The sequence below is a fragment of the Streptomyces sp. NPDC107498 genome (genome assembly GCF_055582805.1).
The window spans coordinates 154926-178520 of sequence record NZ_JBVJPE010000008.1; the positions used below are offsets into that span (position 1 = coordinate 154926).

General features: G+C 73.4%; 23 protein-coding genes and 1 tRNA gene. 19 read left to right on the plus strand and 5 right to left on the minus strand.

Annotation, left to right across the window (positions count from 1 at the left end):
- Positions 1–2: 2 nt before the first annotated feature.
- The 6 genes from glp to ACZ66Z_RS16675 all read left to right on the plus strand — a co-directional run bounded on the left by glp (position 3) and on the right by ACZ66Z_RS16675 (position 4312).
- Entirely contained in the window at positions 3–1271 is a 1269-nt protein-coding gene (gene glp / locus ACZ66Z_RS16650) for a molybdotransferase-like divisome protein Glp (RefSeq protein WP_469934841.1), read from the plus strand.
- Positions 1272–1330: 59 nt separating this feature from the next.
- Positions 1331–1816 carry a cyclic pyranopterin monophosphate synthase MoaC gene (moaC, locus tag ACZ66Z_RS16655; protein WP_189806409.1) on the plus strand — a complete coding sequence of 162 codons (486 nt, stop codon included), beginning with the start codon at positions 1331–1333 and terminating at the stop codon, positions 1814–1816.
- A gap of 14 nt (positions 1817–1830) precedes the next feature.
- Positions 1831–2364, plus strand: a complete 534-nt coding sequence (locus ACZ66Z_RS16660; protein ID WP_469934842.1) for a MogA/MoaB family molybdenum cofactor biosynthesis protein — start codon at positions 1831–1833, stop codon at positions 2362–2364.
- Complete coding sequence (locus tag ACZ66Z_RS16665) at positions 2361–2972, plus strand: GNAT family N-acetyltransferase (protein WP_469934691.1); 612 nt, start codon at positions 2361–2363, stop codon at positions 2970–2972. The genes ACZ66Z_RS16660 and ACZ66Z_RS16665 overlap by 4 nt, the downstream gene beginning before the upstream one ends.
- Before the next feature lie 136 nt (positions 2973–3108).
- A complete protein-coding gene (gene sepX / locus ACZ66Z_RS16670; RefSeq protein WP_469934692.1) occupies positions 3109–4143 on the plus strand; it encodes a divisome protein SepX/GlpR in 1035 nt (344 codons plus the stop codon).
- 95 nt (positions 4144–4238) lie between these two features.
- Positions 4239–4312: transfer RNA gene (locus tag ACZ66Z_RS16675), tRNA-Ala, on the plus strand.
- Positions 4313–4415: 103 nt separating this feature from the next.
- On the opposite strand, the gene ACZ66Z_RS16680 is transcribed toward ACZ66Z_RS16675, so the two are convergent.
- A complete protein-coding gene (locus tag ACZ66Z_RS16680) occupies positions 4416–4895 on the minus strand; it encodes a GNAT family N-acetyltransferase (RefSeq protein WP_469934693.1) in 480 nt (159 codons plus the stop codon).
- A gap of 50 nt (positions 4896–4945) precedes the next feature.
- On the opposite strand from ACZ66Z_RS16680, the gene ACZ66Z_RS16685 reads away from it, so the two are divergent.
- Positions 4946–5749, plus strand: a complete 804-nt coding sequence (locus ACZ66Z_RS16685) for an exodeoxyribonuclease III (protein WP_469934694.1) — start codon at positions 4946–4948, stop codon at positions 5747–5749.
- A 214-nt stretch (positions 5750–5963) separates the two neighbouring features.
- Here ACZ66Z_RS16685 and ACZ66Z_RS16690 read toward each other — a convergent pair whose 3' ends face one another.
- Together ACZ66Z_RS16690 and ACZ66Z_RS16695 are read right to left on the minus strand one after the other, a co-directional pair.
- Positions 5964–6341 (minus strand): SH3 domain-containing protein, encoded by a 378-nt coding sequence (locus tag ACZ66Z_RS16690; protein WP_469934695.1) that lies wholly within the window; start codon positions 6339–6341, stop codon positions 5964–5966.
- 721 nt (positions 6342–7062) lie between these two features.
- Positions 7063–7692: a MerR family transcriptional regulator gene (locus tag ACZ66Z_RS16695; RefSeq protein WP_469934843.1), complete on the minus strand. Its 630-nt coding sequence runs from the start codon at positions 7690–7692 to the stop codon at positions 7063–7065.
- Between the two features lie 234 nt (positions 7693–7926).
- Here ACZ66Z_RS16695 and ACZ66Z_RS16700 point away from each other — a divergent pair, with 234 nt between their 5' ends.
- The 5 genes from ACZ66Z_RS16700 (at position 7927) to ACZ66Z_RS16720 (ending at position 12180) form a co-directional block, all read left to right on the plus strand.
- Complete coding sequence (locus ACZ66Z_RS16700; protein WP_469934696.1) at positions 7927–9450, plus strand: flavin-containing monooxygenase; 1524 nt, start codon at positions 7927–7929, stop codon at positions 9448–9450.
- On the plus strand, positions 9447–10370 hold the full coding sequence (locus ACZ66Z_RS16705) for an alpha/beta fold hydrolase (protein WP_469934697.1): 924 nt from the start codon (positions 9447–9449) through the stop codon (positions 10368–10370). The genes ACZ66Z_RS16700 and ACZ66Z_RS16705 overlap by 4 nt, the downstream gene beginning before the upstream one ends.
- Positions 10367–11248, plus strand: a complete 882-nt coding sequence (locus ACZ66Z_RS16710; RefSeq protein WP_469934698.1) for an SDR family oxidoreductase — start codon at positions 10367–10369, stop codon at positions 11246–11248. The genes ACZ66Z_RS16705 and ACZ66Z_RS16710 overlap by 4 nt, the downstream gene beginning before the upstream one ends.
- 123 nt (positions 11249–11371) lie before the next feature.
- Positions 11372–11557 carry a hypothetical protein gene (locus ACZ66Z_RS16715; protein ID WP_469934699.1) on the plus strand — a complete coding sequence of 62 codons (186 nt, stop codon included), beginning with the start codon at positions 11372–11374 and terminating at the stop codon, positions 11555–11557.
- Positions 11558–11676: 119 nt separating this feature from the next.
- Positions 11677–12180 (plus strand): GNAT family N-acetyltransferase, encoded by a 504-nt coding sequence (locus ACZ66Z_RS16720; protein WP_469934700.1) that lies wholly within the window; start codon positions 11677–11679, stop codon positions 12178–12180.
- Between the two features lie 27 nt (positions 12181–12207).
- Here ACZ66Z_RS16720 and ACZ66Z_RS16725 read toward each other — a convergent pair whose 3' ends face one another.
- A complete protein-coding gene (locus ACZ66Z_RS16725; protein ID WP_469934701.1) occupies positions 12208–15528 on the minus strand; it encodes a S41 family peptidase in 3321 nt (1106 codons plus the stop codon).
- Positions 15529–15700: 172 nt separating this feature from the next.
- Between ACZ66Z_RS16725 and ACZ66Z_RS16730 the strand changes: the two genes are divergently transcribed.
- Positions 15701–16273, plus strand: coding sequence for a TetR/AcrR family transcriptional regulator (locus ACZ66Z_RS16730; protein WP_469934702.1), 573 nt, complete (start codon positions 15701–15703; stop codon positions 16271–16273).
- Positions 16274–16384: 111 nt separating this feature from the next.
- Positions 16385–18571: an MMPL family transporter gene (locus ACZ66Z_RS16735; protein WP_469934703.1), complete on the plus strand. Its 2187-nt coding sequence runs from the start codon at positions 16385–16387 to the stop codon at positions 18569–18571.
- Positions 18572–18598: 27 nt separating this feature from the next.
- On the opposite strand, the gene ACZ66Z_RS16740 is transcribed toward ACZ66Z_RS16735, so the two are convergent.
- Positions 18599–18961 (minus strand): SsgA family sporulation/cell division regulator, encoded by a 363-nt coding sequence (locus ACZ66Z_RS16740; protein WP_469934704.1) that lies wholly within the window; start codon positions 18959–18961, stop codon positions 18599–18601.
- Positions 18962–19151: 190 nt separating this feature from the next.
- Between ACZ66Z_RS16740 and ACZ66Z_RS16745 the strand changes: the two genes are divergently transcribed.
- The 5 genes from ACZ66Z_RS16745 to ACZ66Z_RS16765 all read left to right on the plus strand — a co-directional run bounded on the left by ACZ66Z_RS16745 (position 19152) and on the right by ACZ66Z_RS16765 (position 23518).
- A complete protein-coding gene (locus ACZ66Z_RS16745) occupies positions 19152–20219 on the plus strand; it encodes an energy-coupling factor ABC transporter permease (protein ID WP_469934705.1) in 1068 nt (355 codons plus the stop codon).
- 1 nt (position 20220) lies between these two features.
- On the plus strand, positions 20221–20982 hold the full coding sequence (gene cbiQ, locus ACZ66Z_RS16750) for a cobalt ECF transporter T component CbiQ (protein ID WP_469934706.1): 762 nt from the start codon (positions 20221–20223) through the stop codon (positions 20980–20982).
- Positions 20979–21719: an energy-coupling factor ABC transporter ATP-binding protein gene (locus ACZ66Z_RS16755; RefSeq protein WP_469934707.1), complete on the plus strand. Its 741-nt coding sequence runs from the start codon at positions 20979–20981 to the stop codon at positions 21717–21719. Before cbiQ ends, ACZ66Z_RS16755 begins: the two co-directional genes overlap by 4 nt.
- Before the next feature lie 74 nt (positions 21720–21793).
- Positions 21794–22960: a serine hydrolase domain-containing protein gene (locus tag ACZ66Z_RS16760; RefSeq protein ID WP_469934708.1), complete on the plus strand. Its 1167-nt coding sequence runs from the start codon at positions 21794–21796 to the stop codon at positions 22958–22960.
- A 66-nt stretch (positions 22961–23026) separates the two neighbouring features.
- Complete coding sequence (locus ACZ66Z_RS16765; RefSeq protein WP_469934709.1) at positions 23027–23518, plus strand: YbaK/EbsC family protein; 492 nt, start codon at positions 23027–23029, stop codon at positions 23516–23518.
- Positions 23519–23595: the final 77 nt, after the last annotated feature.

Genomic DNA, 23595 nt, shown 5'->3' on the forward strand with positions numbered 1-23595 from the left:
GCCTGTGGTCGGTGGACGAGCACCTCGCCGACATCCTCGCGACGGTCGCCCCGCTCGAACCGATCGAGCTGCAACTCCTCGACGCCCAGGGCTGCGTCCTCGTCGAGGACGTCACGGTGCCGGTCGCGCTGCCCCCCTTCGACAACAGCTCCATGGACGGGTACGCGGTCCGGGTCGCCGATGTCACCGGCGCCACCGAGGAGTTCCCCGCCGTCCTCACCGTCATCGGCGACGTCGCCGCGGGGGCCGGCGGCCTGCCGGAGGTCGGCCCCGGCGAAGCCGCCCGGATCATGACCGGCGCCCCGCTGCCGCCCGGCGCCGAGGCCGTCGTCCCCGTCGAGTGGACCGACGGCGGCACGGGCGGGGGCGCGGCCACCGGCATGACCGCCGCGAGCGCCTCCCCCGAGGGAGCCGGCGGGGAGGTCAGGGTCCACCGGGCCGCCGGGGCCGGCGCCCACGTCCGCAGGGCGGGCAGCGACGTGCGGGCCGGGGAGCTCGCCCTGGAGGCGGGCACGGTCCTCGGGCCGCCGCAGATCGGCCTGCTGGCCGCGATCGGCCGGGGCACCGTGAAGGTCCGCCCCCGCCCCCGGGTCGTCGTCCTCTCCACCGGCAGCGAGCTCGTCCAGCCCGGCGAGCCGCTGGGCGAGGGCCAGATCCACGACTCCAACAGCTTCGCGCTCGCCGCCGCCGCCCGGGACGCCGGCGCCCTGGCCTACCGGGTGGGGGCCGTCGCCGACGACGCGGAGTCGCTGCGCGCCGCCATCGAGGACCAGCTCATCCGGGCCGACCTGATCGTGACCACCGGCGGGGTGAGCGTCGGCGCGTACGACGTGGTGAAGGAGGCGCTGACCGCCGACGGACAGGTCGACTTCCGCAAGCTGGCCATGCAGCCGGGCAAGCCGCAGGGCTTCGGCGCGATCGGCGCCGAGCAGATCCCGCTGCTCGCCCTGCCGGGGAACCCGGTCTCTTCGTACGTCTCCTTCGAGCTGTTCGTGCGGCCCGCGATCCGCGCGCTGATGGGCGTCGAGGACCTGCACCGGCCCCGGGTGCGGGCGGTGCTCGACGCGGAGGAGGCCCTGTCGTCCCCGGCCGGCCGCCGTCAGTTCCTGCGCGGCACGTACGACCGGGAGACGGGCGCCGTCGCACCCGTGGGCGGTGCCGGTTCCCACCTGATCGCGGCCCTCGCGCACGCGGACTGCCTGATCGTGGTCCCGGAGGAGACGGAGAGCGTGGAGCCGGGCGCCGAGCTGGAAGTGGTCCTCCTCGGCTGAGGGGGCGACGCTGGGGGTACGGTGTCGTCCTTCACACAGCGACCGGGAGTGTCACGGCCATGAGCACGCAGCAAGGTCTCACCCACATCGACGAGGCGGGCGCGGCCCGCATGGTCGACGTATCGGCGAAGGACGTCACGTCCCGCACCGCCCGCGCCAGCGGACGGGTCCTCGTCTCGCCGCGCGTGATCGAGCTGCTGCGCGGCGAGGGCGTCCCGAAGGGCGACGCGCTCGCCACCGCCCGCATCGCCGGGATCATGGGCGCCAAGAAGACCCCGGACCTCATCCCGCTCTGCCACCCGCTGGCCGTCTCGGGCGTCACGCTGGACCTGGCGGTCACGGACGAGGCGGTCGAGATCCTGGCGACGGTGAGGACCACGGACCGCACGGGCGTCGAGATGGAGGCCCTCACGGCGGTCTCGGTGGCGGCCCTGACCGTCGTCGACATGATCAAGGCGGTCGACAAGGGCGCGGTCATCTCCGACGTACGGGTGGAGGAGAAGACGGGCGGCAAGTCGGGCCACTGGACGAGGGCCGAGGCGTGACGGGCGCGGGCCGGGTGGCCGGAGCGCACGGGCACGGGCACGGGACGGCGCCGGTCCCGGCCGAGGCCTACCGCGCGCTGGTCGTCACCGCCTCCAACCGGGCGTCGGCCGGGGTGTACGAGGACAAGGGCGGTCCGCTGATCGCCGAGGGCCTGACGCGGATGCGCTTCGCCGTGGACGGCCCGCAGGTCGTCCCGGACGGGGCGCCCGTGGAGGCGGCCCTGCGCGCCGGGGTCGCCGCCGGGTACGACGTGATCGTCACCACCGGCGGCACGGGCATCTCGCCCACCGACGAGACCCCGGAGGCGACCCGCCGGGTCCTGGAGCGGGAGGTCCCGGGCATCCCGGAGGCGATCCGCGCGTACGGCCGCGAGAAGGTGCCGACGGCGGCGCTCTCGCGCGGTCTGGCCGGGGTCGCGGGCGGCACGCTGATCGTGAACCTGCCGGGGTCCCCGGGCGGGGTGCGCGACGGGCTCGCCGTCCTGGAGCCGCTCCTGCGCCATGCCGTCGACCAGATCCGCGGCGGCGACCACCCGAGAGCGTCGTGATCCCGTCCTGGCCGGTGGTCCTCGTCGACGGCGAGGTGCTGCTCCGACCGATAAGGATGCGCGACCAAGCGGCCTGGCGGGAGGTGAACCGGCGCAACCGCGAGTGGCTGCGGCCCTGGGAGGCGACGGTCCCGCCGGCGCCGCCGGGCGCTCCCGTCGCGCAGCGGCCCACGTTCCGTCAGATGGTGCGCCACCTGCGGTCGGAGGCGAACGCCGGCCGGATGCTGCCGTTCGTGATCGAGTACCGGGGGCGGCTCGTGGGCCAGTTGACGGTGGCCGGGATCACCTGGGGCTCGATGTGCTCGGGACACGTGGGGTACTGGGTGGACAACGAGGTGGCCGGGCGCGGGGTGATGCCGACGGCGGTCGCGCTCGCCGTCGACCACTGCTTCCGCGTGGTCGGGCTGCACCGCATGGAGGTGTGCATCCGTCCGGAGAACGGGCCGTCGCGCCGGGTGGTGGAGAAGCTCGGTTTCCGCGAGGAGGGGCTGCGGCCCCGCTATCTCCACATCGACGGCGCGTGGCGGGACCACCTGGTGTTCGCGCTGACGGCGGAGGAGGTGCCGGAGGGGCTCCTGAGGCGCTGGCACCACGAAAGAATGCAATAAGTGTTCGAATTTATTCGCCAGTTGGCGCCAATCGATCTGAACAATCACAAAAAAGTTCAGTGATATCAGCCAGATCGTGCGACACACCGGGCCAATTGGCCGATGCGTGTTACAGAACCCCTCTACCGTGTGAGGCGTGAGCAGCAGCGGCCTCATCTACGCAGTCATCGTCGGGGCCTGGGCCGCCTACTTGGTGCCGATGTGGCTCCGCAGGCAGGACGAGCTGAACGAAGCCCGTCCGACGGAACGCTTCAGCACCGCCATCCGGCTGCTTTCCGGACGGGCGGGCATGGAGCGCCGGTACGCCAAGGAGCTCAAGGAGCGGGACCGTACGGCCCAGGGACCGACGCCCGACGTGGACCCGGACGCGGAGACCGAGCATCTGAGCTCGGTCGACGTCCGGGCCTTCTCCGCGCCCGCGGCCAGGACGGAAGCGCGCCTGGAACTCCCGGAACCCGAGCCGGAACCGGCACCCGACCCCGCGCCGGCCCGCCCCGCCCCGGGCGCCGCCGAGCGCGCCCGCCGGGGCAAGGTCCTCGCCCGGCGCCGCCGGACCACGACGCTCCTCTTCGCCGCCTTCACCCTCGGCGCGGTCGTCGCGGCCGTCGGCGGCGTCGCCTTCCTGTGGGCCCCGGCGGTCCCGGCCCTGCTCCTCAGCGCGTACATCGTGCACCTGCGGATCCAGGAGCGACGGCGCTTCGTGTACGTGATGGACCGGCGCCGCGCCGAAGCGGCCGCCGCCCGTCTGCGCGAGAGTCGCCGTCCGGCTCCGACCCCGGAGCCGGAGGCCGACCCGGCCCCGGCGGTCCCGGCGGTCTCCCCGCAGGAGGCGGACCGGCGCGCCCTGGTCGAACAGACCGACCACGCGGAGTGGGTGGACCAGCAGCGCGAGCGCGGCCCGGCCCGCGGCGACAGCTGGGAGCCGGTCCCGGTGCCGCTCCCCACGTACGTCACCGCCCCGGTCGCCCCGCGCGCCACGAGCGGCATCGACATCACGGACCCGGAGACCTGGAGCGCGGCCCGCTCCTCCACGGCGGCCGACCCGACCCCCGCCACGCCCCCGGCCCCCCGCCAGCGCACCGCCCAGCCCCGCCGCGGCCGCGACCACGGCCGCACCCCGCTCTTCGACCAGTACGCGGACGACGACCGCCCCCGAGCGGCCAACGAATGACCCCGCCCGGGGGCCCGCGACGGCCCCCGGCTGACCTGGGGCGGAAGCGATTTTTGTTCTTCCCGATCGGGATGCTAATGTTTCACACGTCGCAAGGGCCTGTGGCGCAGTCTGGTAGCGCACCTCGTTCGCATCGAGGGGGTCTGGGGTTCAAATCCCCACAGGTCCACAGACACGGAGATCCCGTCCGATCGCAAGATCGGGCGGGATCTCTGCTTTCCCGGGGTACGGCGTGCCGGCCCGCGCCTGTTGAGCGCGGGTCAGCGGCGGCCTCAGGCCAGGGGCTTCGCGAAGCAGCGGCTGTTGGGGTAGTCGCGGTAGTGGCCGAACTTGGTGCAGGGTTCGTAGCCGCTGGAGGCGTAGAGGGCGATGGCCTCCGGCTGGGCGGTGCCCGTTTCGAGGACCATGCGGGTGCGGCCGGCCGTGCGGGCGTCGGATTCCAGGGCCGCGAGGATGCGGCGGGCCAGGCCCAGGCCGCGGGCCTCGGGTATCACGTACATGCGCTTGAGCTCGGCGTCGCCGTCCGCGTAGCCCTCGTCGTTCGCGTCCTGCGTGCGCCAGCCGCCCGTGGCGACCGGGCGGCCCTCGGGGTCGTACGCGAGGAGGTAGAGGCCCCGGGGCGGGACGAACATGCCGGCGTCCAGCGGTGTGACGTCGCCCTCGTCGTCGTAGCGGGCGGCGTACTCGGCCTGCACCGCGCCGTCGAGTTCGACGGCGTCGGGGTGGTCATAGGGCGTGGGCTGGATGTTCATGCAGTGGATCGTACATGTATGCGGAAGTCGGGTGTCGGTATTCTCCCGGGATGCTCACCGTGACCTCCGTGAATGTCAATGGCCTCCGTGCCGCCGCCAAGAAGGGCTTCGTCGAGTGGCTGGCCGGCACCTCCGCCGACGCCGTCTGCCTCCAGGAGGTGCGCGCCGAGGAGGCGCAGCTGCCCGCCGAGGTGCGGACTCCCGAGGGCTGGTTCACCGTCCACGCCCCCGCCGCCGCCAAGGGCCGCGCCGGCGTCTCCCTCTACACCCGCCGCGAGCCCGACGCCGTGCGCGTCGGCTTCGGGTCCGCCGAGTTCGACGCGAGCGGCCGGTACGTCGAGGCCGACCTGCCCGGCGTGACCGTCGCCAGCCTCTACCTGCCCTCCGGCGAGGTCGGCACCGAGCGCCAGGACGAGAAGTACCGGTTCATGGGCGAGTTCCTGCCGTACCTGAAGGACCTCAGGAACCGTGCCGCCGCCGACGGGCGCGAGGTCGTCGTCTGCGGCGACTGGAACATCGCCCACCGCGAGGCCGACCTCAAGAACTGGAAGGCCAACCGGAAGAACGCCGGCTTCCTGCCCGAGGAGCGCGAGTGGCTCTCCCGGGTGCTCGACCCGGGCGACGGCGGCTACGTCGACGTCGTGCGGGAGCTCCACCCCGAGCAGGAGGGGCCCTACTCCTGGTGGTCCTACCGCGGGCGCGCCTTCGACAACGACAGCGGCTGGCGGATCGACTACCAGATGACCACTCCCGGGCTCGCCGCCAAGGCCGTCAAGGCGCACGTCGAGCGGGCCGCGACCCACGGCGAGCGGTGGAGCGACCACGCCCCCGTGACCGCCGTCTACCAGTTGTAGTCCCGTTCCGCCCCGGTCCCGTCTCGTCGTGCTCGACGCGTGCCGCATCCTGCGCTCGGAGGGACACGACGTCCCGATCCCGCTGCTCACCGCCCGCAGCGCCGAGGAGGACGTGCTCCTCGGTCTCGGCCTCGGTGCCGACGACTGCCTCACCGAGCCCCACGGTCGCCCGGCAGGTCGTGGCGGGCCGTCACGGGGCCTGCGGAGTGCGGGGTCAGCAGGGGAGGCGGGACCCGTAACCGTTCAGCAGGCTGTCCTTGATCCAACCCGAGACGCCGGTGGTGTCGTCCCGGACGTGCGACCACGTGCCGTCCTGGCCGGCCACCCAGCAGTGCAGGGTGAGGGCGTGGCTCGCCTGCGCCTGGCCGAGCGAGCCGCACTCGGTCGTCGGGCCGGTGCGGATGTTCACGCCGTCCGTGTTCGTGCCGCCGGCGCGGTCGTCCTGGTTCGACCAGCCGGGGTTGTGGCAGGCGGTCGCGCCCTCCGGCGCGGCCACCGCCGTCGTGGCCGGCAGGACGAGGCCGCCGGTGGCCACTACGGCGCCGACGGCCACCGCGGCGAGCTTCGTCCGAAGACGCATCGACAGACGCATCGATCTCTCCTGAACTCCTGGGCGTTCCCGTCCGGCGCTGCGCCGGACGGGCCGGTCCGTTCGAGTGCGGAGAAAGAATTGCCCGACGGAGAGAATCCGTTCAATGGAAGGGCGCGGTGACGGCTGTTTTCCGGCGACGCTTTTCCGACGGGGCCGGGGAGGCGTTTCAGGACGGTGGCACGGGATTCCGGAAACCTTCCGCCTCCTCCGGTCGCCGGCGTTCCGGAGCCGTGACGGGGAGAGGAGAACGGGGCGATGGAACTCCGGTCTGCCGGATCTCCCGATTCCGGCCCGGGGGAAACGGCGGGAAGCGGCCATCGGGGCGTGGGGCGGGCCCCCGGCCAGGTTGGCCGTTTCCCGAGGCTGCGTCGGTCAGGTGCCGGACGGGGTCACCGTCGGCTCCAGCCGGCTCTCCCGTACCGCCGGCCAGAGCCCCGCGAGCATCCCGATCACCGGCGTCGCCCACACCGGGACGACCGTCGGCCGGCCCCGCCCAGCGCGTACGCGGCGGTGATCGGCGCCCCGAGGACGGTCCCGCCGAGCCCGCCGATCCCGGTCCCGTCGCCCCCGCCGCAGCCGGTCGGCGCGAGGCGATGACCGCCGCCGCGGCCGGCAGTGCCCGGTTCGTCCTCGTCGGTCTCATCGGTCCTCCCGTTCCCCGGTGGGTGCGGCGACCGTGGGACGGAGGTGATGAAGGGCTCTTGAAGAACCCGTCAGGCGATCATGAGCCCGGTTCGCCGGGGTTCAGCCGCCGGTCGAGCGCCATCGACAGCTCGGCCTCCACCACGCTCTTGGCGAGCGGGCGCAGCCTGTCCAGGTCGTCCTCGGCCGTGTGGGCGCGCAGGAGTTCGGCGAAGAGCGCGGCGAGGGCGTCGGCGTGCTCGCGGACGCGGGCGCCCGCCTTGAGGACCTCGGCGAGCGGGACGCCCTCCCGGACCAGGGCGGCGGAGACGTCGAGCAGCCGGCGGCTGATGTGGATGATCTCCTCGCCGTCGGTGACGAGGTAGCCGAGGTCGAGCGCGGCGGCGAGGTTCTCGGCGGTGACCTCGCCGGCGAAGTGGTCGGCGAGCTCCTCGGGGGTGAGGCGGACCGGCTCCTCCTCGGAGGGGGCGGGGAGGGCGAGGACCTCGCGGACGCCCCGGCCGCTCTCGAAGGCGGTGGTGAGGTCGGCGATGCCGTTGAGGGTGTGGCCGCGCTCCAGGAGGGCGGCGATGGTGCGCAGCCGGGCCAGGTGGTTGTCGTCGTACCAGGCGATCCGGCCCTCGCGGCGGGGCGGCGGGATCAGTCCGCGCTCGCGGTAGAAGCGCAGGGTCCGCACGGTGATGCCGGCGGCGGCGGCCAGCTCCTCCATGCGGTACTCGCGGTGCGCGGGTGCGCCGTCGCCCGCGCCGCCGTTCGGCGCCTCGCGCGGGCCGTGCTGTGCGCCCGTATCGGGACGTGATCCTTCTGCCACAGCGGCCAGCCTATGGTGTACCGCCGGTAACTTTCCCTCGCCGTACCCCTACCGCTCGGTAAGGAGCTGCTCTACAGTCCAACCGTGCCAGTGATTGCTGGCGGAATCTTGGCCGGGCGCGCGGGAGGCGGCATGGCGAAGCACGAGCACGTACGGGTGGCGGTGATCGGGGCGGGATTCGGCGGCATCGGGGCCGCCGTCCGGTTGCGCCGCGAGGGGATCACCGACTTCGTCGTCCTGGAGCGGGCCGACTCCGTGGGCGGCGCCTGGCGCGACAACAGCTACCCCGGCTGCGCCTGCGACGTCCCCTCCCACCTCTACTCCTTCTCCTTCGCGCCCAACCCGGACTGGCCCCGGACCTTCTCCGGGCAGCGCCACATCCGCGCCTACCTGGAGCACGTCGCGGACACCTTCGGGATCCGTCCGCACCTCCGGCTCGGCCATGAGATGCTCGAGGCGCGGTGGGACGCGGAGGCGCTGCGCTGGGAGATCGAGACCAGCGGCGGCACCTTCAGCGCCGAGGTCCTCGTCTCCGCCGGCGGACCGCTCTCCGACCCGAAGATCCCCGACGTCCCGGGCCTCGCCGACTTCCCCGGCAAGGTCTTCCACTCGGCCCGCTGGGACCACGACTACGACCTCCGCGGCAAGCGCGTCGCCATGGTCGGCACCGGCGCCTCCGCCATCCAGATCGTGCCCGAGATCCAGCGCGAGGTCGGCAGGCTCACCCTCTTCCAGCGCACGCCCCCGTGGGTCATGCCCCGCATGGACCGCGCGATCAGCGGCGTCGAGCGCCGGCTGCACCGGGCGCTGCCGGTCACGGCGACCCTGCGCCGGGGCGTCCTCTGGGGCATCCGCGAGCTCCAGGTCGGCGCCTTCACCAAGCACCCGGGCGAGCTGGGCCTGGTGGAGAGGCTCGCCAAGGCCAACATCGCGCGCTCGATCAAGGACCCGGAGCTGCGGGCCAGGCTGACGCCCTCGTACCGCATCGGCTGCAAGCGGATCCTGCTGTCCAACACGTACTACCCGGCGCTCGCGCAGCCCAACGTCGACGTCGTCGCCGCCGGGCTGCGCGAGGTCCGCGGGTCGACCGTGATCGCCGCGGACGGCACCGAGACCGAGGTCGACGCGATCGTCTTCGGCACGGGCTTCCACGTCACCGACATCCCGATCGCCGAGCGCGTCGTCGGCGCCGAGGGACACACCCTCGCCGAGTCCTGGAAGGACGGGGTCCAGGTGCTGCGCGGGGCCACCGCCGGCGGCTTCCCCAACCTCATGATGATCATCGGGCCGAACACCGGCCTCGGGAACTCCTCCATGATCCTCATGATCGAGTCCCAGCTGAACTACATGGCCGACTACCTCCGCCAGCTGAACGTGCTGGGAGGTCGCACCGCCCTCGCCGTCCGGCCCTCCGCCGTCAACGCCTGGAACCGCAAGGTCCAGGCCCGGATGGAGCGGACCGTGTGGAAGGCCGGCGGCTGCGACAGCTGGTACCTCGACGCCAACGGCCGCAACACCACCCTGTGGCCGGGCACCACGGCCGAGTTCCGGCGCGAGACCCGGCGGGTCGACCTCTCCGAGTACGAGGTGATCCGCGCCCCCCGGACCGAGCCCGCCACCCGTCGTACCGCCAGGACGAAGGAGGCCGCCCAGTGAGCCGGCACCTGACCCCGCTGCCCGGGTCCCGCGCGCTCACCGCCGTCTCCGCCGACGGCTCCCCGGTCCACGTCGAGGTGTACGGCCCCGAGGGCGCGCCCGCCGTGGTCCTGTCCCACGGCTGGACCTGCTCGATCGCCTTCTGGGCCGAGCAGATACGGTCCCTCGCCGCCGACCACCGGGTCATCGCCTACGACCAGCGCGGCCACGGCCGGTCCCCGGCGCCCGCCGCGACCGGCGGCTCGGGCTACTCGACGACGGCGCTCGCCGACGACCTGGAGGCGGTGCTCGCGGCCACCCTCGGCCCCGGCGAACGGGCCGTCCTGGCCGGCCACTCCATGGGCGGCATGACGATCATGGCGGCTGCCGGGCGCCCCGGCTTCCGGCAGCACGCCGCCGCCGTCCTGCTCTGCTCCACGGGGTCCGCGCGGCTGACCGCGGAGGCCACCGTCGTACCGCTCCGGCCCGGCGGGCTGCGGAGCCGGCTGACGGCGGCCGTCCTCGGCGCGAAGGCACCGCTCGGCCCGGTCAACGCCGTGTCGAAGAGGGTCCTGAAGTACGCGACGATGGGACCGGGTTCGGCACCGGAGCGGGTCGAGGCCTGCGCGCGGATCGTGCACGCCTGCCCGCGCGGCGCCCGGTACGGCTGGTCGCAGGTCCTGGCCGGACTCGACCTCGAAGCGGGGCTGCGGGAGCTCCGGGTCCCGGCGGCCGTGCTCGTCGGCACCGCCGACCGGCTCACGCCGCCCGCCCACTCCCGTGCGATGGCGGAGGAGCTGCCGCACTGCACGGGCCTCGTCGAACTGACCGGCATCGGCCACATGACACCGGTGGAGGCCCCGGAGGCCGTCACCGCGCAGATCCGCGAACTGACCCTCACGTACCTGGGCGTGAAGGAGAACGAGGAGGCAGGGGCATGAGCAGGGTGAGCCTGGAGGGGCAGGTCGCGGTCGTCACCGGTGGGGCCCGGGGGGTCGGGGAGCTCCTCGCCCGCAAGCTCGCGGCGCGCGGCGCGCGGATCGCGCTCGTCGGCCTGGAACCGGAGCAGCTCGAGGAGGTCGCCGGGCGGCTGCCCACGGAGGCCGACTGGTGGCACGCCGACGTCACCGACCACGAGGCGATGGCCCGGGTCGCGGCGGAGGTGAAGGAGCGGTTCGGGAAGGTCGACGTCGTCGTCGCCAACGCCGGTGTGGCGGCGGGCGGTCCGTTCGTCGACTCCGACCCGGACGCCTGGCGGCGGGTCATCGAGGTCAACCTCATCGGCGGCGCCGTCACCGCCCGGGCCTTCCTGCCCGTCCTCATGGAGTCGCGCGGGTACTTCCTCCAGATCGCCTCGCTCGCCGCGATCACGCCCGCCCCGATGATGACGGCGTACTGCGCCTCGAAGTCGGGCGTCGAGGCCTTCGCGCACAGTCTGCGCGCCGAGGTCGCGTACAAGGGCGTGAAGGTCGGCGTCGGTTATCTGTCCTGGACCGACACGGACATGGTGCGGGGCGCGGACCAGGACGACGTGATGAAGGAGCTGCGGCAGCGGCTGCCGTGGCCCTCGAACCGCACGTACCCCCTGGGTCCGGCCGTCGACCGGATCGTGGCGGGCGTCGAGCGGCGCTCGGCCCATGTGTACGCCCAGGGGTGGCTGCGCGGGATGCAGTCGGTCCGCGGCTACCTGCCGGGCGTGATCGCCACGGTCGGGCAGCGCGAGATGCGGCGCTTCGAGCCGCGCCTGGGATCGGTCTCCAAGAGGCTGGTGGGCGCGGGCGGCGCGGCCGACGAGCAGGCGCGGAAGGGGAAGGTCTGAGGGTGGCCCTCACGTTCCGTGACTGATCGAAATGCGTGGGATGTCCGCTCGTGCGAGGCTGATCGAGGCCGGAGGGGCACCCCGCCCCCGGCCCTCCCTCACCCTTCTTAGGAGTGAAGTTCCATGGGTATGCAGGACCAGTTCAAGGACAAGGCGCAGCAGCTCAAGGACCAGGCCCGACAGGCCGCCGACAAGGCGAAGGGCCAGGCGTCCGAGCGTGCGACCAAGGGGCGTGAGCGCTCCGAGGAGGAGACCCGCCGGGCCCGCCAGGAGCCCCAGGACCGCATGGACCGGGAGTACGAGGCCTGAGTCGGTCCGTCCTTGAAGGAGGCGCACCCGGGACGCCGGGTGCGCCTTCGCGCGTGCAGGGACGATCTTGGCTCGTAACTCACGCGCGCCCGCCGCCGGATCTTCGTACCGTGGCGTGCATGGCCGCACTCGAGATACTCCGCCCCGACCACGCCCCCGCCCTGCTCGCCTTCGAGCGGGAGAACCGGGGGTTCTTCGCCGCGCGGGTGCCCGACCGGGGCGACGCGTACTTCGAGGAGTTCGACGACAGGCACCGGGAGCTGATCGAGGCGCAGGAGGCGGGCGAGATCCGCTTCCACGTGCTCGTCGCGGAGGGCGGGGAGATCGTCGGGCGGGTCAACCTGGTCGACGTGGACACCGGCGCGGGCAGCGCCGAGCTCGGTTTCCGGCTCGCCGAGAAGGCGACCGGGCGGGGGATCGCCACCCGGGGGGTGCGGGAGGTGTGCCGGCTGGCCGTCGAGGAGTACGGGCTCAGCCGGCTGACCGCCTTCGTGGCCCTGGGCAACGACGCGTCGCGCGCGGTCCTCGCCCGGGCCGGCTTCGGGGCCGTGGGGAGCGTGGTCCTCGACGACGGCGAACCGGGCACCGCCTACGAGTTGGACCTCGTCCTGGCCGCCGTCTAGGGCCTCCCGCCGGTCGGGCCGGGCTCCCTACGCCTCCCCGCCCCGGTCGTCCTCCGGCCGCGGCGGCAGTTTCGGGCGGGAGCGGTCCGGGAGGGACTCGTAGCGCGGGGGGCTCGCCGCCGGGGTCTCCTCCAGGAGGGCGAGGGCGACGTGGACCGCGTCGTCGAGCTGGGCGTGCCGGCCCTCGGCCCAGTCGAGGGGGGTGCGGAAGACCGCGAGGTCGGGTTCGACGCCGTGGTTCTCCAGGGACCAGCCGTACTCGGGGAACCAGGCCGCGTTCATCGGCACCGTGATCTGGGTGCCGTCGCCGAGCCGGTGGCGGCCGGTCATGCCGACGACCCCGCCCCAGGTGCGCTGACCGACGACGGGACCGAGGCCGAGGAGCTTGAAGGCGGCCGTGATCATGTCGCCGTCGGAGGAGGTGGCCTCGTCGGCGAGGGCGACGACGGGGCCGCGCGGGGCGTTGGAGGCGTAGCTGACGGGCTGGGCGTTGCGGGTGAGGTCCCAGCCGAGGATCCGGCGGGTCAGCTTCTCGATGACGAGTTCGCTGATGTTGCCGCCGGCGTTGCCGCGGACGTCGACGATGAGGGCAGGCCGGGAGACCTCCATGCGCAGGTCGCGGTTGAACTGGGCCCAGCCGGAGCCGCCCATGTCGGGGATGTGGAGGTAGCCGCAGCGGCCGGCGCTGACCTCCCGCACCACCGCACGGCGTTTGGCGACCCAGTCCTGGTAGCGCAGGGGGCGCTCGTCGATGAGCGGGACGACGGCGACGCGGCGGGCGCGTCCCTCTCCCTCGGCGGGGACGAAGGTGAGCTCGACGGTGGTGCCGCCGGTGCCGGAGAGCAGCGGGTACGGGCCGCTGACCGGGTCGACGGGCCGGCCGTCGACGTGGGTGAGGACGGCGCCCTCGCGGATGCCGGTGCCGGCGAGCGGGGAGCGGGCCTTGGAGTCGGAGGACTCGCCGGGCAGGATGCGCTTCACGGTCCAGCCGGCCTCGCGGGGCACGAGGTTGGCGCCGAGCAGGCCCATCGGCCGCTGGTAGTGCGGTGGTCCCTCGTTGCGGCGGGCGGGGGTGACGTACGCGTGCGAGGTGCCGAGTTCGCCCATCACCTCGCGCAGCAGGTCGGCGAACTCGTCGGGGGAGGAGACCCGTTCGACGAGGGGGCGGTACTGGTCGAGGACGGCCGTCCAGTCGACCCCGCCCATGTCGGGTTCCCAGAAGTAGGCGCGGACGATCCGGCCGGCCTCGTCGAAGGCCTGCCGCCATTCGGCGCCGGGGTCGATCTCGTGCAGGATGCGCCGCAGGTCCAGGTAGACGGTGGAGTCGCCGTCCCCGGGCTCGGTGGCGGGCACGGCCCGCAGTTCGCCCTCGTCGGCGACGACGAGCCGGGTGCCGTCGCCGCTGACCGCGAACCAGTCGAGGTCCTTGGCGAGTTCGCTCTTGCGGGCCTTGGTGATGGAGAAGTGCTCCAGGGTGGGCTTGCCGGAGGTGTCGGCGGGGTTGGCGAAGGTCTCGCCGAGCGCGCCCGAGATGGGCCAGCGCAGCCAGACCAGGCCGCCGCCGCTGACCGGGTGCAGCGCCGAGTACTTGGAGGCGGCGACGGGGAAGGGCGTGACCCGGTCGGGGAGCCCCTCGATCTCGACGGTGACCGTGCCGTCGCCGGTCTCGGTGTCGTCGTCGGCGGGGTCGAGGCCGCCGGCCGCCGGGCGCCCGTCGGGGAGCAGCGCGAAGGGGGAGGGCGTGGCGGAGGAGAGCGGCACGAGGTAGGGGCGGCAGCCGAGCGGGAAGGACAGGTCGCCGGTGTGCACGTCGTACACCGGGTCGAAGCCGCGCCAGGAGAGGAAGGCGAGGTAGCGGCCGTCCCGGGTGAAGACCGGGTTCTCGTCCTCGAAGCGGCCGTTGGTGACGTCGACGACGGTGCGGGCGCCGGGGCCGGAGATCCGGGCCATCCTGATGGAGCGCAGGGAGCGGCCGATGCCGGGGTGGGACCAGGTCAGCCAGTCGCCGTCGGGGGAGAAGGCGAGGTCGCGGACGGGCCCGTTGACGGACCTGATCAGCTCGGTGACCCCGCCGTCGGACTCCTCGGTGGTGTCGAGGAGGAGGAGCCGGCCGTCGTGGGAGGCGATCGCGAGCCGCTCGCCGTCCGGGTCGGAGACCATCTCCTCGACCCGGCCGAGGTCGCCCGAGGCGAGCCTGCGGGGCGGCCGGTCGCCGCTGGCGCGCGGCAGGTAGGCGACCTCGACGGCGTCCTCGCCCTCGGCGTCGGTGACGTACGCGACCTGGCCGCCGCTGCCGAGCATCTCGGGGAGCCGGACGCGGACGCCGGGGGTGTCGACGATGGTGCGGGCGGGGCCGTCGCGGTGGGTGAGCCAGTAGAGGCTGCCGCGCACGGAGACGGCGGAGGCCCGGCCGGTCTCGTCGACGGAGACGGCGTCGACGTGGTGGGCGGCCGGCACCTGGTAGGAGCGGCGGCCGACGCGCTGGCCGCCGAGCCGCACCTCCAGCCGGCGGGGGCGGGAGTCGGCGGTGAGGGCGTCGACGATCCACAGCTCGCCCGCGCACTGGTAGACGACCCGGTGGCCGTCGCTGGAGGCGTGCCGGGCGTAGAAGTCGTCGTGGTCGGTGTGGCGGCGCAGGTCGGTGCCGTCGGGGAGGCAGGAGTAGAGGTTGCCGACGCCCTCGTGGTCGGAGAGGAAGGCGATCCGGCCGTCGACGACCATGGCGGAGTCGAGGTGGCCGCCGATGTCGGGGAGCAGCCGTTCCCCGTGGAGCCAGAGGCGGCCGGTGGCGCCGCCCAGGTACCGCTTCCAGGCGGCCGGTTCGTGCGGCGGCTTGCCGGTGAGGAGGAGGGTGCGGCGCTCGGCGCCGTCTCCGCAGACGGCGGGGTCGTCGGTGAGGGCGATGTCCGAGACGGGGCCCCAGGGCTGGCGGAGGCCGGGGGAGCCGTCGGTGGGGACGGTGTAGGCCCAGGAGTAGTACGAGAAGGGCTGCCCGTGCGAGGAGACGGCGAGGATGTCGGAGCGGCCGTCCTTGTCGGGGGGCGTCCAGCCGCAGACCCGGGTGTCGGTGGAGCCCCAGTAGGTGAGCCGCCGGGTGGGGCCGCCCTCGACGGGGACGAGGTGGATCTCTGGGTCGAGGCTGCGCCAGTTCGTGTACGCGATGTGCCGCCCGTCCGGCGAGAAGCGCGGGTGGCCGACCCGCGTCCGGTCGACGGTGAGGCGCCAGGCCCGGCCGGGGCGGTGGCCCTCGGGGGCGAGCGGGGCGATCCACAGGTCGTCCTCGGCGGCGAAGCACAGCAGGTCGTCGTGGAGGTGCGGAAAACGGAGATACGCGACGTCGTCACTCACCTCCCCATGCTTTCCGCGCGGCGGGGGTGAGGCAACTCGTACGGGTGTGCGTCCCGGTTCGGCGTGTGGCCCAGGACACGTACGAAACCGTTTCGTTTCGCTGGGAGCGGGGGTTATCTTCGTACGGTACGAAACCGTTTCGTTCGCTTCTTCACCGGATCGGAGCCACGGCATGGCACGCACCAGACTCACTCCCGAGCGGGAGTCCGAGCTGTACGCGGCCGTGCTCGAACTCCTCCGCGAGGTCGGCTACGACGCCCTCACCATGGACGCCGTCGCCGCCCGCACGCACTCCAGCAAGGCCACCCTCTACCGCCAGTGGGGGAGCAAGCCCGAGCTGGTCGTCCGGGCGCTGCGCGCGAACAAGCCGGCCGATCTCTCCGAGATCGACACCGGCTCCCTGCGCGGCGACTTCCGGGAGCTCATGGAGCGGACCGACGACTGCCAGATGGAGAAAGACTCCGCGCTGATGCGGGGCCTGGCCCATGCCGTCCACACCCACCCCGACCTGCACCGGGCACTGCGCGAGCTGCTCATCGAACCCGAGATGAACGGCCTCGACGAGGTGCTGCACAGGGCGGTCCGCAGGGGTGAGGTCGACGCCGACAACCCGGCGCTGAAGCTCGTCCCGCACATGCTGATCGGCGCGTTCGTCGCCCGTCCGCTGATCGACGATCAGCCGGTCGACCGCGCGTTCCTCAGTGCCTACGTCGACGCCGTCGTGCTCCCCTCACTCGGCGTCTGACCCCGCTCTCCTTCTTTTGCGTTTCTCCGTTCCCTCCCCCTGACGACGAACCGCTCCGCCGTCGGGCCGGCTCCCCATGCCCTGTCCCACCCACACCGGGAGTACGCCCCCGTGGCCACGTTCCTCTACAAGCTGGGCCGCACCGCCTTCCGGCGCCGACGGCTCGTCGCCCTCCTCTGGGTGGCGCTCCTCGCGATCGCCGGCGTCGGTGCCGCCACCGCGCCCACCGCAACCTCCAGTTCCTTCTCGATCCCCGGCACCGAGGCCCAGCGCGCCTTCGACCTGCTCGAAGAACGCTTCCCGGGCGCCGGAGCCGACGGGGCCACCGCCCGCGTCGTCTTCAAGGCCCCCGAGGGCCGGAAGATGACCGACCCGGCCCACAAGGCCGTCGTCGAGGAGACCGTCGCCGCGCTCAGGTCCGGCTCGGACCAGATCGTCCAGGTCACCGACCCGTACACCGCGCACGCCGTCTCCCGGGACGGCTCCACCGCCTACGTCTCGGTCTCCTACGAGGTCAACGCCATGGAGCTGACCGACGGGACGCGCGAGGCGCTGACCCGGGCCGGTCACAACGCCCAGGGCAAGGGGCTGACCGTCGAGGTCGGCGGCGACGCCCTCCAGAGCATGCCGGAGCAGGGCGCGAGCGAGGCCATCGGCATCGTCCTCGCGGGCATCGTGCTCGTCATCACCTTCGGCTCGCTCGTCGCGGCCGGGCTCCCGCTGCTCACCGCGATCATCGGCGTCGGCATCGGCGTCTCGACGATCACCGCGCTCGCGAACGTCCTGGACCTCGGCACCACCACCTCCACGCTCGCGTCGATGATCGGCCTCGCCGTCGGCATCGACTACGCCCTCTTCATCGTCTCCCGCTACCGCGCGGAGCTCGCCGAGGGCCGCGCGAAGGAGGACGCGGCCGGGCGCGCGGTCGGCACGGCCGGCTCCGCCGTCGTCTTCGCCGGACTCACCGTCGTCATCGCCCTGGTCGGCCTGGCCGTCGTCAACATCCCGATGCTGACGAAGATGGGCTTCGCCGCCGCCGGCACGGTCGTGATCGCGGTCCTCATCGCGCTCACCCTCATCCCCGCCCTGCTCGGCTTCGCGGGCGACAAGGTCGTCAGCCGCAAGCAGCGCAGGGCCGCGAAGGACGCCGACGGCGCCGGTGACACCGCCGGGGCGGGCGACAGGCCCAACGGCGGCACCCGCTGGGCCCGCTTCGTCATCCGCCGCCCGCTGATGGTGCTGATCGTCGGCGTCCTCGGCCTCGGCGCGATCGCCGTGCCCGCCGCCTCCCTGGAGATGGGCCTGCCGGACGACGGCGTGAAGCCCACCTCCACCTCCGAACGCCGGGCGTACGACGCGCTGTCCGACGGCTTCGGCCCCGGCTTCAACGGCCCGCTGCTCGTCGTCGTTGACGGCGACAAGGCGACCGCCGACCGGACGGTCTCCACGATCAAGGGCCTCGACGGCTGGGCGGCGGTCACCCCGGCGACCCCGAACAAGGCCGGCGACGCCGCGATGATCACGGTGGTCCCGAAGGACCGGCCGTCCTCGACCGCCACCGAGGACCTGGTCCACGACATCCGCGACGCCACGGGCGACGACGTCCTCGTCACCGGCGCCACCGCGATGAACATCGACTTCTCGCAGAAGATGAACGACGCGCTCGTGCCGTACCTGGCGCTCGTCGTCGGCCTCGCCTTCGTGCTCCTGACCCTCGTCTTCCGCTCGGTCCTGGTGCCGCTCAAGGCGGCCCTCGGCTTCCTGCTCTCGGTGGTCGCGGCCCTCGGCGCGGTCGTCGCGGTCTTCCAGTGGGGCTGGCTCGGCGGCCTGTTCGGCGTCGAGCAGACCGGCCCGATCATGTCGATGATGCCGATCTTCATGGTGGGCGTCGTCTTCGGCCTCGCGATGGACTACGAGGTCTTCCTCGTCACCCGGATGCGCGAGGCGTACGTGCACGGCCAGCGGCCCGGCGAGGCGATCGTGACCGGCTTCCGGCACAGCGCCCGGGTGGTCACCGCCGCCGCGGTGATCATGATCGCGGTCTTCTCCGGCTTCATCGGCATGGACGACCAGATGGTCAAGATGATCGGCTTCGGCCTGGCCGCCGCCGTCCTCTTCGACGCCTTCGTGGTCCGCATGGCGATCGTCCCGGCCGTCCTGGCGCTCCTCGGCCGCAAGGCCTGGTGGCTGCCGAAGTGGCTGGACCGGATCCTGCCGAACGTGGACGTGGAGGGCGAGGGGCTCGCCGGGTCCGCGAACGGGACCGAAGCCGCGAAGCCGGACCTCGTGAAGGCCTGATCCCCGGCCGGTTCCGCACGGGCGCCGTCAGCGCGTCGTCACCGACGACGCGCTGACGGCGTACGTGTGCTTCAGGAAGCGCAACAGGGCGGTGGTGTCGAACTGCACGACCGTGACCCCGTCGTCCCGGTGGAGTTCGACGACCGTCTGCACCCGGCCGCACGGCCAGACGCCGATGTCGCCGCGGCGGGTCGGGGTGCGCATCCCCGTCTCCAGGACGGCGCGCGGGAAGGACCACTCGACGCCGCCCGGGAAGACGAAGCGGACGGTCGCGGGGGAGTGGCCGGGGTCGTAGTGCAGGGCCACGGGGACCGGGCGGGAGAGGGGGGCGTCGCTGATGATCCGCCCCTTGGCATGGTCGTCGATCACGTGCTCGTTTACGGCGGCCATGATGACTCCTCACCTTTTGTCCTCTTGTCTACCAATGTCCCACTCCTTCCCTACCGGTGCGCGGCGCATGCGTACGGGGAGAGAGGTGTGCGCGGTGTCACGCGGCGGGCGTGCGCGGGGTCACGCGCCGGGGTTCTGTGACCGATGCGCTCTTGCAAGCCCTTCGCAAGAGCGCTCTATCATTTCGAACGTGCATGTACCTGACGGATTCATCAACGCCCCCGTATCGGCCGCCGCCGGTGTCGTCGCCGCCGGCGCCGTCGCCGCCGGCCTGCGCGGAGCCCGCCGCGAACTGGACGAGCGGACCGCGCCCCTCGCCGGCCTCGTCGCGGCCTTCATCTTCGCCGTGCAGATGCTGAACTTCCCGGTCGCCGCCGGCACCAGCGGGCACCTCCTCGGCGGTGCGCTCGCCGCGATCCTCGTCGGGCCGTGGACCGGCGTCCTGTGCATCGCCGTCGTCCTGCTCATGCAGGGCATCCTCTTCGCCGACGGCGGCCTCACCGCCCTCGGCGTGAACATCACGGTCATGGGCGTCGCCACCGTCGTCGTCGCCTACGCCCTCTTCCGCGGCCTGGTCCTCCTCCTGCCGCGCACCCGCCGCTCGGTGACCGTCGCCTCGTTCGCCGCCGCGCTCGTCTCCGTACCGGCCGCGGCCACCGTCTTCACCCTCGTCTACGCGATCGGCGGCACCACCGACGTCCCCGTCTCCAAGGTCCTCACGGCCATGGTCGGCGTGCACGTCCTCATCGGCGTCGGCGAGGCCGTCATCACCATGCTGACCGTCGGCGCCGTCGTCGCCGTCCGCCCCGACCTGGTGCACGGCGCCCGCGGTCTGACCGCGCCGCTCAAGCTCCGCGTCGACGGCGAGCTCATCGACGTCGCTGACGTCGCTGACGTCGCCGACGTCGCTGACGTCGCCGACGCCGCCCCGGCCCCCGCCGTCCCGGCGGGCTCCCCGAAGAAGCTCTGGATCGGCGGCGTCGTCACCGCCCTCGTCCTCGCCGGCTTCGTCTCCTTCTACGCCTCCTCCAGCCCCGACGGCCTGGAGAAGGTCGCCGCCGACCAGGGCATCGACAAGAACGTCGAGGAGCACGCCTCCGCGAACTCCCCGCTCGCCGACTACGGGGTCAAGGGCGTCGAGGCCCCCCGTCTCTCCGGCGGCCTCGCGGGCGCGATCGGCGTCGGCGCCACCCTCGCCGTCGGCACCGGCGCCTTCTGGGTCGTACGCCGCCGCAAGACCGCCGCCCTGGAGGCCTGACGTGGGAGCGGGGCACGCGCACAAGCTCTACCGGCACGGGCACTCGCCCGTCCACGGGCTGCCCCCGCACACCAAGCTCGCCGCCGTCCTCGGCTTCGTCGTGGTCGTCGTCTCCACGCCCCGCGAGGCCGTCTGGGCCTTCGCCCTCTACGCCGCGCTCCTCGCGGCCGTCGCGGCGAAGGCCCGGATCCCGGCCGGCTTCCTGCTCAAGCGGCTCCTCATCGAGATCCCGTTCGTCGCCTTCGCGCTGCTCATGCCCTTCGTGGTCCCCGGCGAGCGGACGACGGTCCTCGGCCTCTCGCTGAGCGTCCCCGGCCTGTGGGGCGCCTGGAACGTCCTGGCCAAGGGCACCCTCGGCGTCGCCGCCTCCGTGCTCCTCGCCTCCACCACCGAACTGCGGGCGCTGATCCTCGGCCTCCAGCGCCTCGGACTGCCGCCGCTGCTCGTCCAGATCGCCTCGTTCATGATCCGGTACGGCGACGTCATCACCGACGAGATGCGCCGCATGTCCGTCGCCCGCCGCTCGCGCGGCTTCGAGGCGAAGGGCGTCCGGCACTGGGGCGTCCTCGCCAAGTCGGCGGGCGCGCTCTTCATCCGCTCGTACGAGCGCGGCGAACGCGTCCACCTCGCCATGGTCAGCCGCGGCTACACCGGCACCATGCCGGTCATCGACGAGGTGACCGCCACCCGCGCCCAGTGGACGTACGCCGCCGCCCTGCCGCTCTCGGCACTCCTGATCTGCATCCTGGGACGGACCCTGTGACACCTTCTCTCGAGGTCTCCGGCCTCGCGTACGCCTACCCCGACGGCCACCAGGCCCTCTTCGGCGTGGACCTGACCGTCGGGCGCGGCGAACGGGTCGCCCTCCTCGGCCCCAACGGCGCCGGCAAGACGACCCTCGTCCTCCACCTCAACGGCATCCTCACCGGCGGCGCGGGCACCGTCACCGTCGCCGGGCTGCCCGTCGGCAAGAAACACATGGCCGAGATCCGCCGCAAGGTCGGCATCGTCTTCCAGGACCCCGACGACCAGCTGTTCATGCCGACCGTCCGCGAGGACGTGGCCTTCGGCCCGGCGGCGGCCGGCGTCCGGGGCGCCGAGCTCGACGCCGTCGTCCTCCGCGCACTGGAGAGGGTCGGGATGGCGGAGTTCGCCGACCGGCCCCCGCACCACCTCTCCTTCGGGCAGCGCCGCCGGGTCGCCGTCGCCACCGTCCTCGCCATGGAGCCCGAGATCCTCGTCCTCGACGAGCCGTCCTCCAACCTGGACCCGGCCTCCCGCCGCGAGCTCGCCGACGTCCTCCGGACGCTCGACGTCACCGTCCTGATGGTCACCCACGACCTGCCGTACGCCCTGGAGCTCTGCCCGCGCTCGGTGATCCTCAGCGAGGGCGCCATCGCCGCCGACGGGCCGACCGCCGGGATCCTCGCCGACGAGGAGCTGATGGCCCGGCACCGCCTGGAGCTGCCGTTCGGCTTCGTGCCGGGCTCGGTGGTCTGACGGCCCCCGGAATCCGCCCCTCACCGGCCGCGTTGCACCATGGAGGGTCGGATCGGCGAGTGAGGAGTGGGGACGTGGACGTCCAGGGCACGGTGGCGGCGGGCTGGGAGCCCGTCAGGGACGCGTTCCTGCGCAACTTCGACCAGCGGGGCGAGCGCGGCGCGGCCGTCGCCGTCCACCACGACGGCGTCCGGGTCGTCGACCTGTGGGCGGGCGCGAAGGACGCCGACGGCACGGACCCGTGGACCGCCGACACCGCCCAGGTCGTCCGCTCGGCCACCAAGGGCGTCGCCGCCGCCGTCCCCCTGCTGCTGCACCAGCGCGGACTGCTCGACCTGGACGCCCCCGTCGCCTCGTACTGGCCCGACTTCAAGGCCCACGGCAAGGACCGGGTGACCGTGCGGCAGCTCCTCGCGCACCGCGCCGGAGTGCCCGTCCTCGACCGGCCCCTCAGCCTCGCCGAGGCCGTCGACCTGCCGACCGCGACCGGGGCGATAGCCGCCCAGGCGCCCGTCTGGGAGCCCGGCACCGCCCACGGCTACCACGCCCACACCTTCAGCTGGCTGCTCTCCGGCCTGGTCCACCGGGTCACCGGCCGCACCATCGGCCGCTGGGTCGCCGAGGAGATCACCGGTCCCCTCGGCCTCGACCTGTGGATCGGCCTGCCCGACGCCGAGGCCCACCGCGTCGGCCGGCTCGCCCCCGTCGAGGAGGTCGACCCGCCCGGCGGCGGCGCGCTCAAGCTCCGCCCCAAGCGCTCCGTCGCCGAGGCCTACCGGGATCCCGAGTCCCTCACCCGCCGCGCCTTCGGGGTCATCGACCCCCAGCCCGACGAGAACGACCCCGCCTACCGGGCCGCCGAGCTCCCCGGCTCGGCCGGTGTCGCCACCGCCCGCGCCCTCTCCCGCTTCTACGCCGCCGTCCTCGGCCCCGTCGACGGCGCCGAGCGCCTCTTCGCCCCCGCCACCCTCGCCCTCGCCCGCACCGAGGAGTCCGCGGGCCTGGACGAGGTGCTGCTCGTCGGCACGCGCTTCGGCCTCGGCCACATGCTGCACGGCCCGGCCTCCCCGCTCCTCGGCCCGTCCTCCTTCGGACACCCCGGCCGCGGCGGCTCCCTCGGCTTCGCCGACCCGGACGCGGGGATCGCCTTCGGCTACGTCACCAACGGCATGCGCAAGACGGTCACGGCCGACCCGCGCGCCCAGGCGCTGGTGCGCGCGGTCCGCTCGGCGGCACTCTGAGGCCGCCTGCGGCGAGTAGGGTCGACACGCCGGAGACGTACACAAGTCCCAAGGGGAGCAAGGCCGATGGACTCCATGCACGACACGTACGAGAAGCTGCTCGCCCTGCTCGACGAGCGCGGCGCGGCCCACCGGGTGATCGAGCACGCCCCCGAGGGCGCCACCGAGGCGGTCAGCGCGCTGCGGGGCCACGCGCTCGACCGGGCGGCCAAGTGCATCATCGCCATGGTGAAGATCGGCAAGAAGGAGAAGCGCTTCGCGCTCGTCGTCGTACCGGGCGACCGGCGCGTCGACCTCGCCGCCGTGAAGGCGCTGTACGGCGGCACGTACGTCTCCTTCGCCTCCCCGGAGATCGCCGAGGAGCTCGCCGGCTCCCCCAGCGGCACCATCCTCCCCTTCGCCTTCGACGAGCGCCTCGAACTGCTCGTCGACCCCGCCCTGTTGGCGCACCCGGAGTTCTTCTTCAACGCGGCCCGGCTCGACCGCTCGATCGCCCTCTCCACCGAGGACTACCGGGCGATCGCCGAGCCGCGCGTCGAGCGGGTGTCCACCGACTGACCGGCGGGACCGGACGACGGCCGGCGTGAGCGCGAGGACCGCCGGCCCGTCTTCCCGCCCGGGCGGCACGGGACGTG

Coding starts and splice junctions, on each gene's coding strand:
- moaC (WP_189806409.1), top strand. CDS start 1,331: ATGAGCACGCAGCAAGGTCTCACCCACATCGACGAGGCGGGCGCGGCC.
- ACZ66Z_RS16680 (WP_469934693.1), bottom strand. CDS start 4,895: ATGAACATCCAGCCCACGCCCTATGACCACCCCGACGCCGTCGAACTC.
- ACZ66Z_RS16685 (WP_469934694.1), top strand. CDS start 4,946: ATGCTCACCGTGACCTCCGTGAATGTCAATGGCCTCCGTGCCGCCGCC.
- ACZ66Z_RS16690 (WP_469934695.1), bottom strand. CDS start 6,341: ATGCGTCTGTCGATGCGTCTTCGGACGAAGCTCGCCGCGGTGGCCGTC.
- ACZ66Z_RS16695 (WP_469934843.1), bottom strand. CDS start 7,692: ATGGAGGAGCTGGCCGCCGCCGCCGGCATCACCGTGCGGACCCTGCGC.
- ACZ66Z_RS16700 (WP_469934696.1), top strand. CDS start 7,927: ATGGCGAAGCACGAGCACGTACGGGTGGCGGTGATCGGGGCGGGATTC.
- ACZ66Z_RS16710 (WP_469934698.1), top strand. CDS start 10,367: ATGAGCAGGGTGAGCCTGGAGGGGCAGGTCGCGGTCGTCACCGGTGGG.
- ACZ66Z_RS16715 (WP_469934699.1), top strand. CDS start 11,372: ATGGGTATGCAGGACCAGTTCAAGGACAAGGCGCAGCAGCTCAAGGAC.
- ACZ66Z_RS16720 (WP_469934700.1), top strand. CDS start 11,677: ATGGCCGCACTCGAGATACTCCGCCCCGACCACGCCCCCGCCCTGCTC.
- ACZ66Z_RS16730 (WP_469934702.1), top strand. CDS start 15,701: ATGGCACGCACCAGACTCACTCCCGAGCGGGAGTCCGAGCTGTACGCG.
- ACZ66Z_RS16740 (WP_469934704.1), bottom strand. CDS start 18,961: ATGGCCGCCGTAAACGAGCACGTGATCGACGACCATGCCAAGGGGCGG.
- ACZ66Z_RS16765 (WP_469934709.1), top strand. CDS start 23,027: ATGGACTCCATGCACGACACGTACGAGAAGCTGCTCGCCCTGCTCGAC.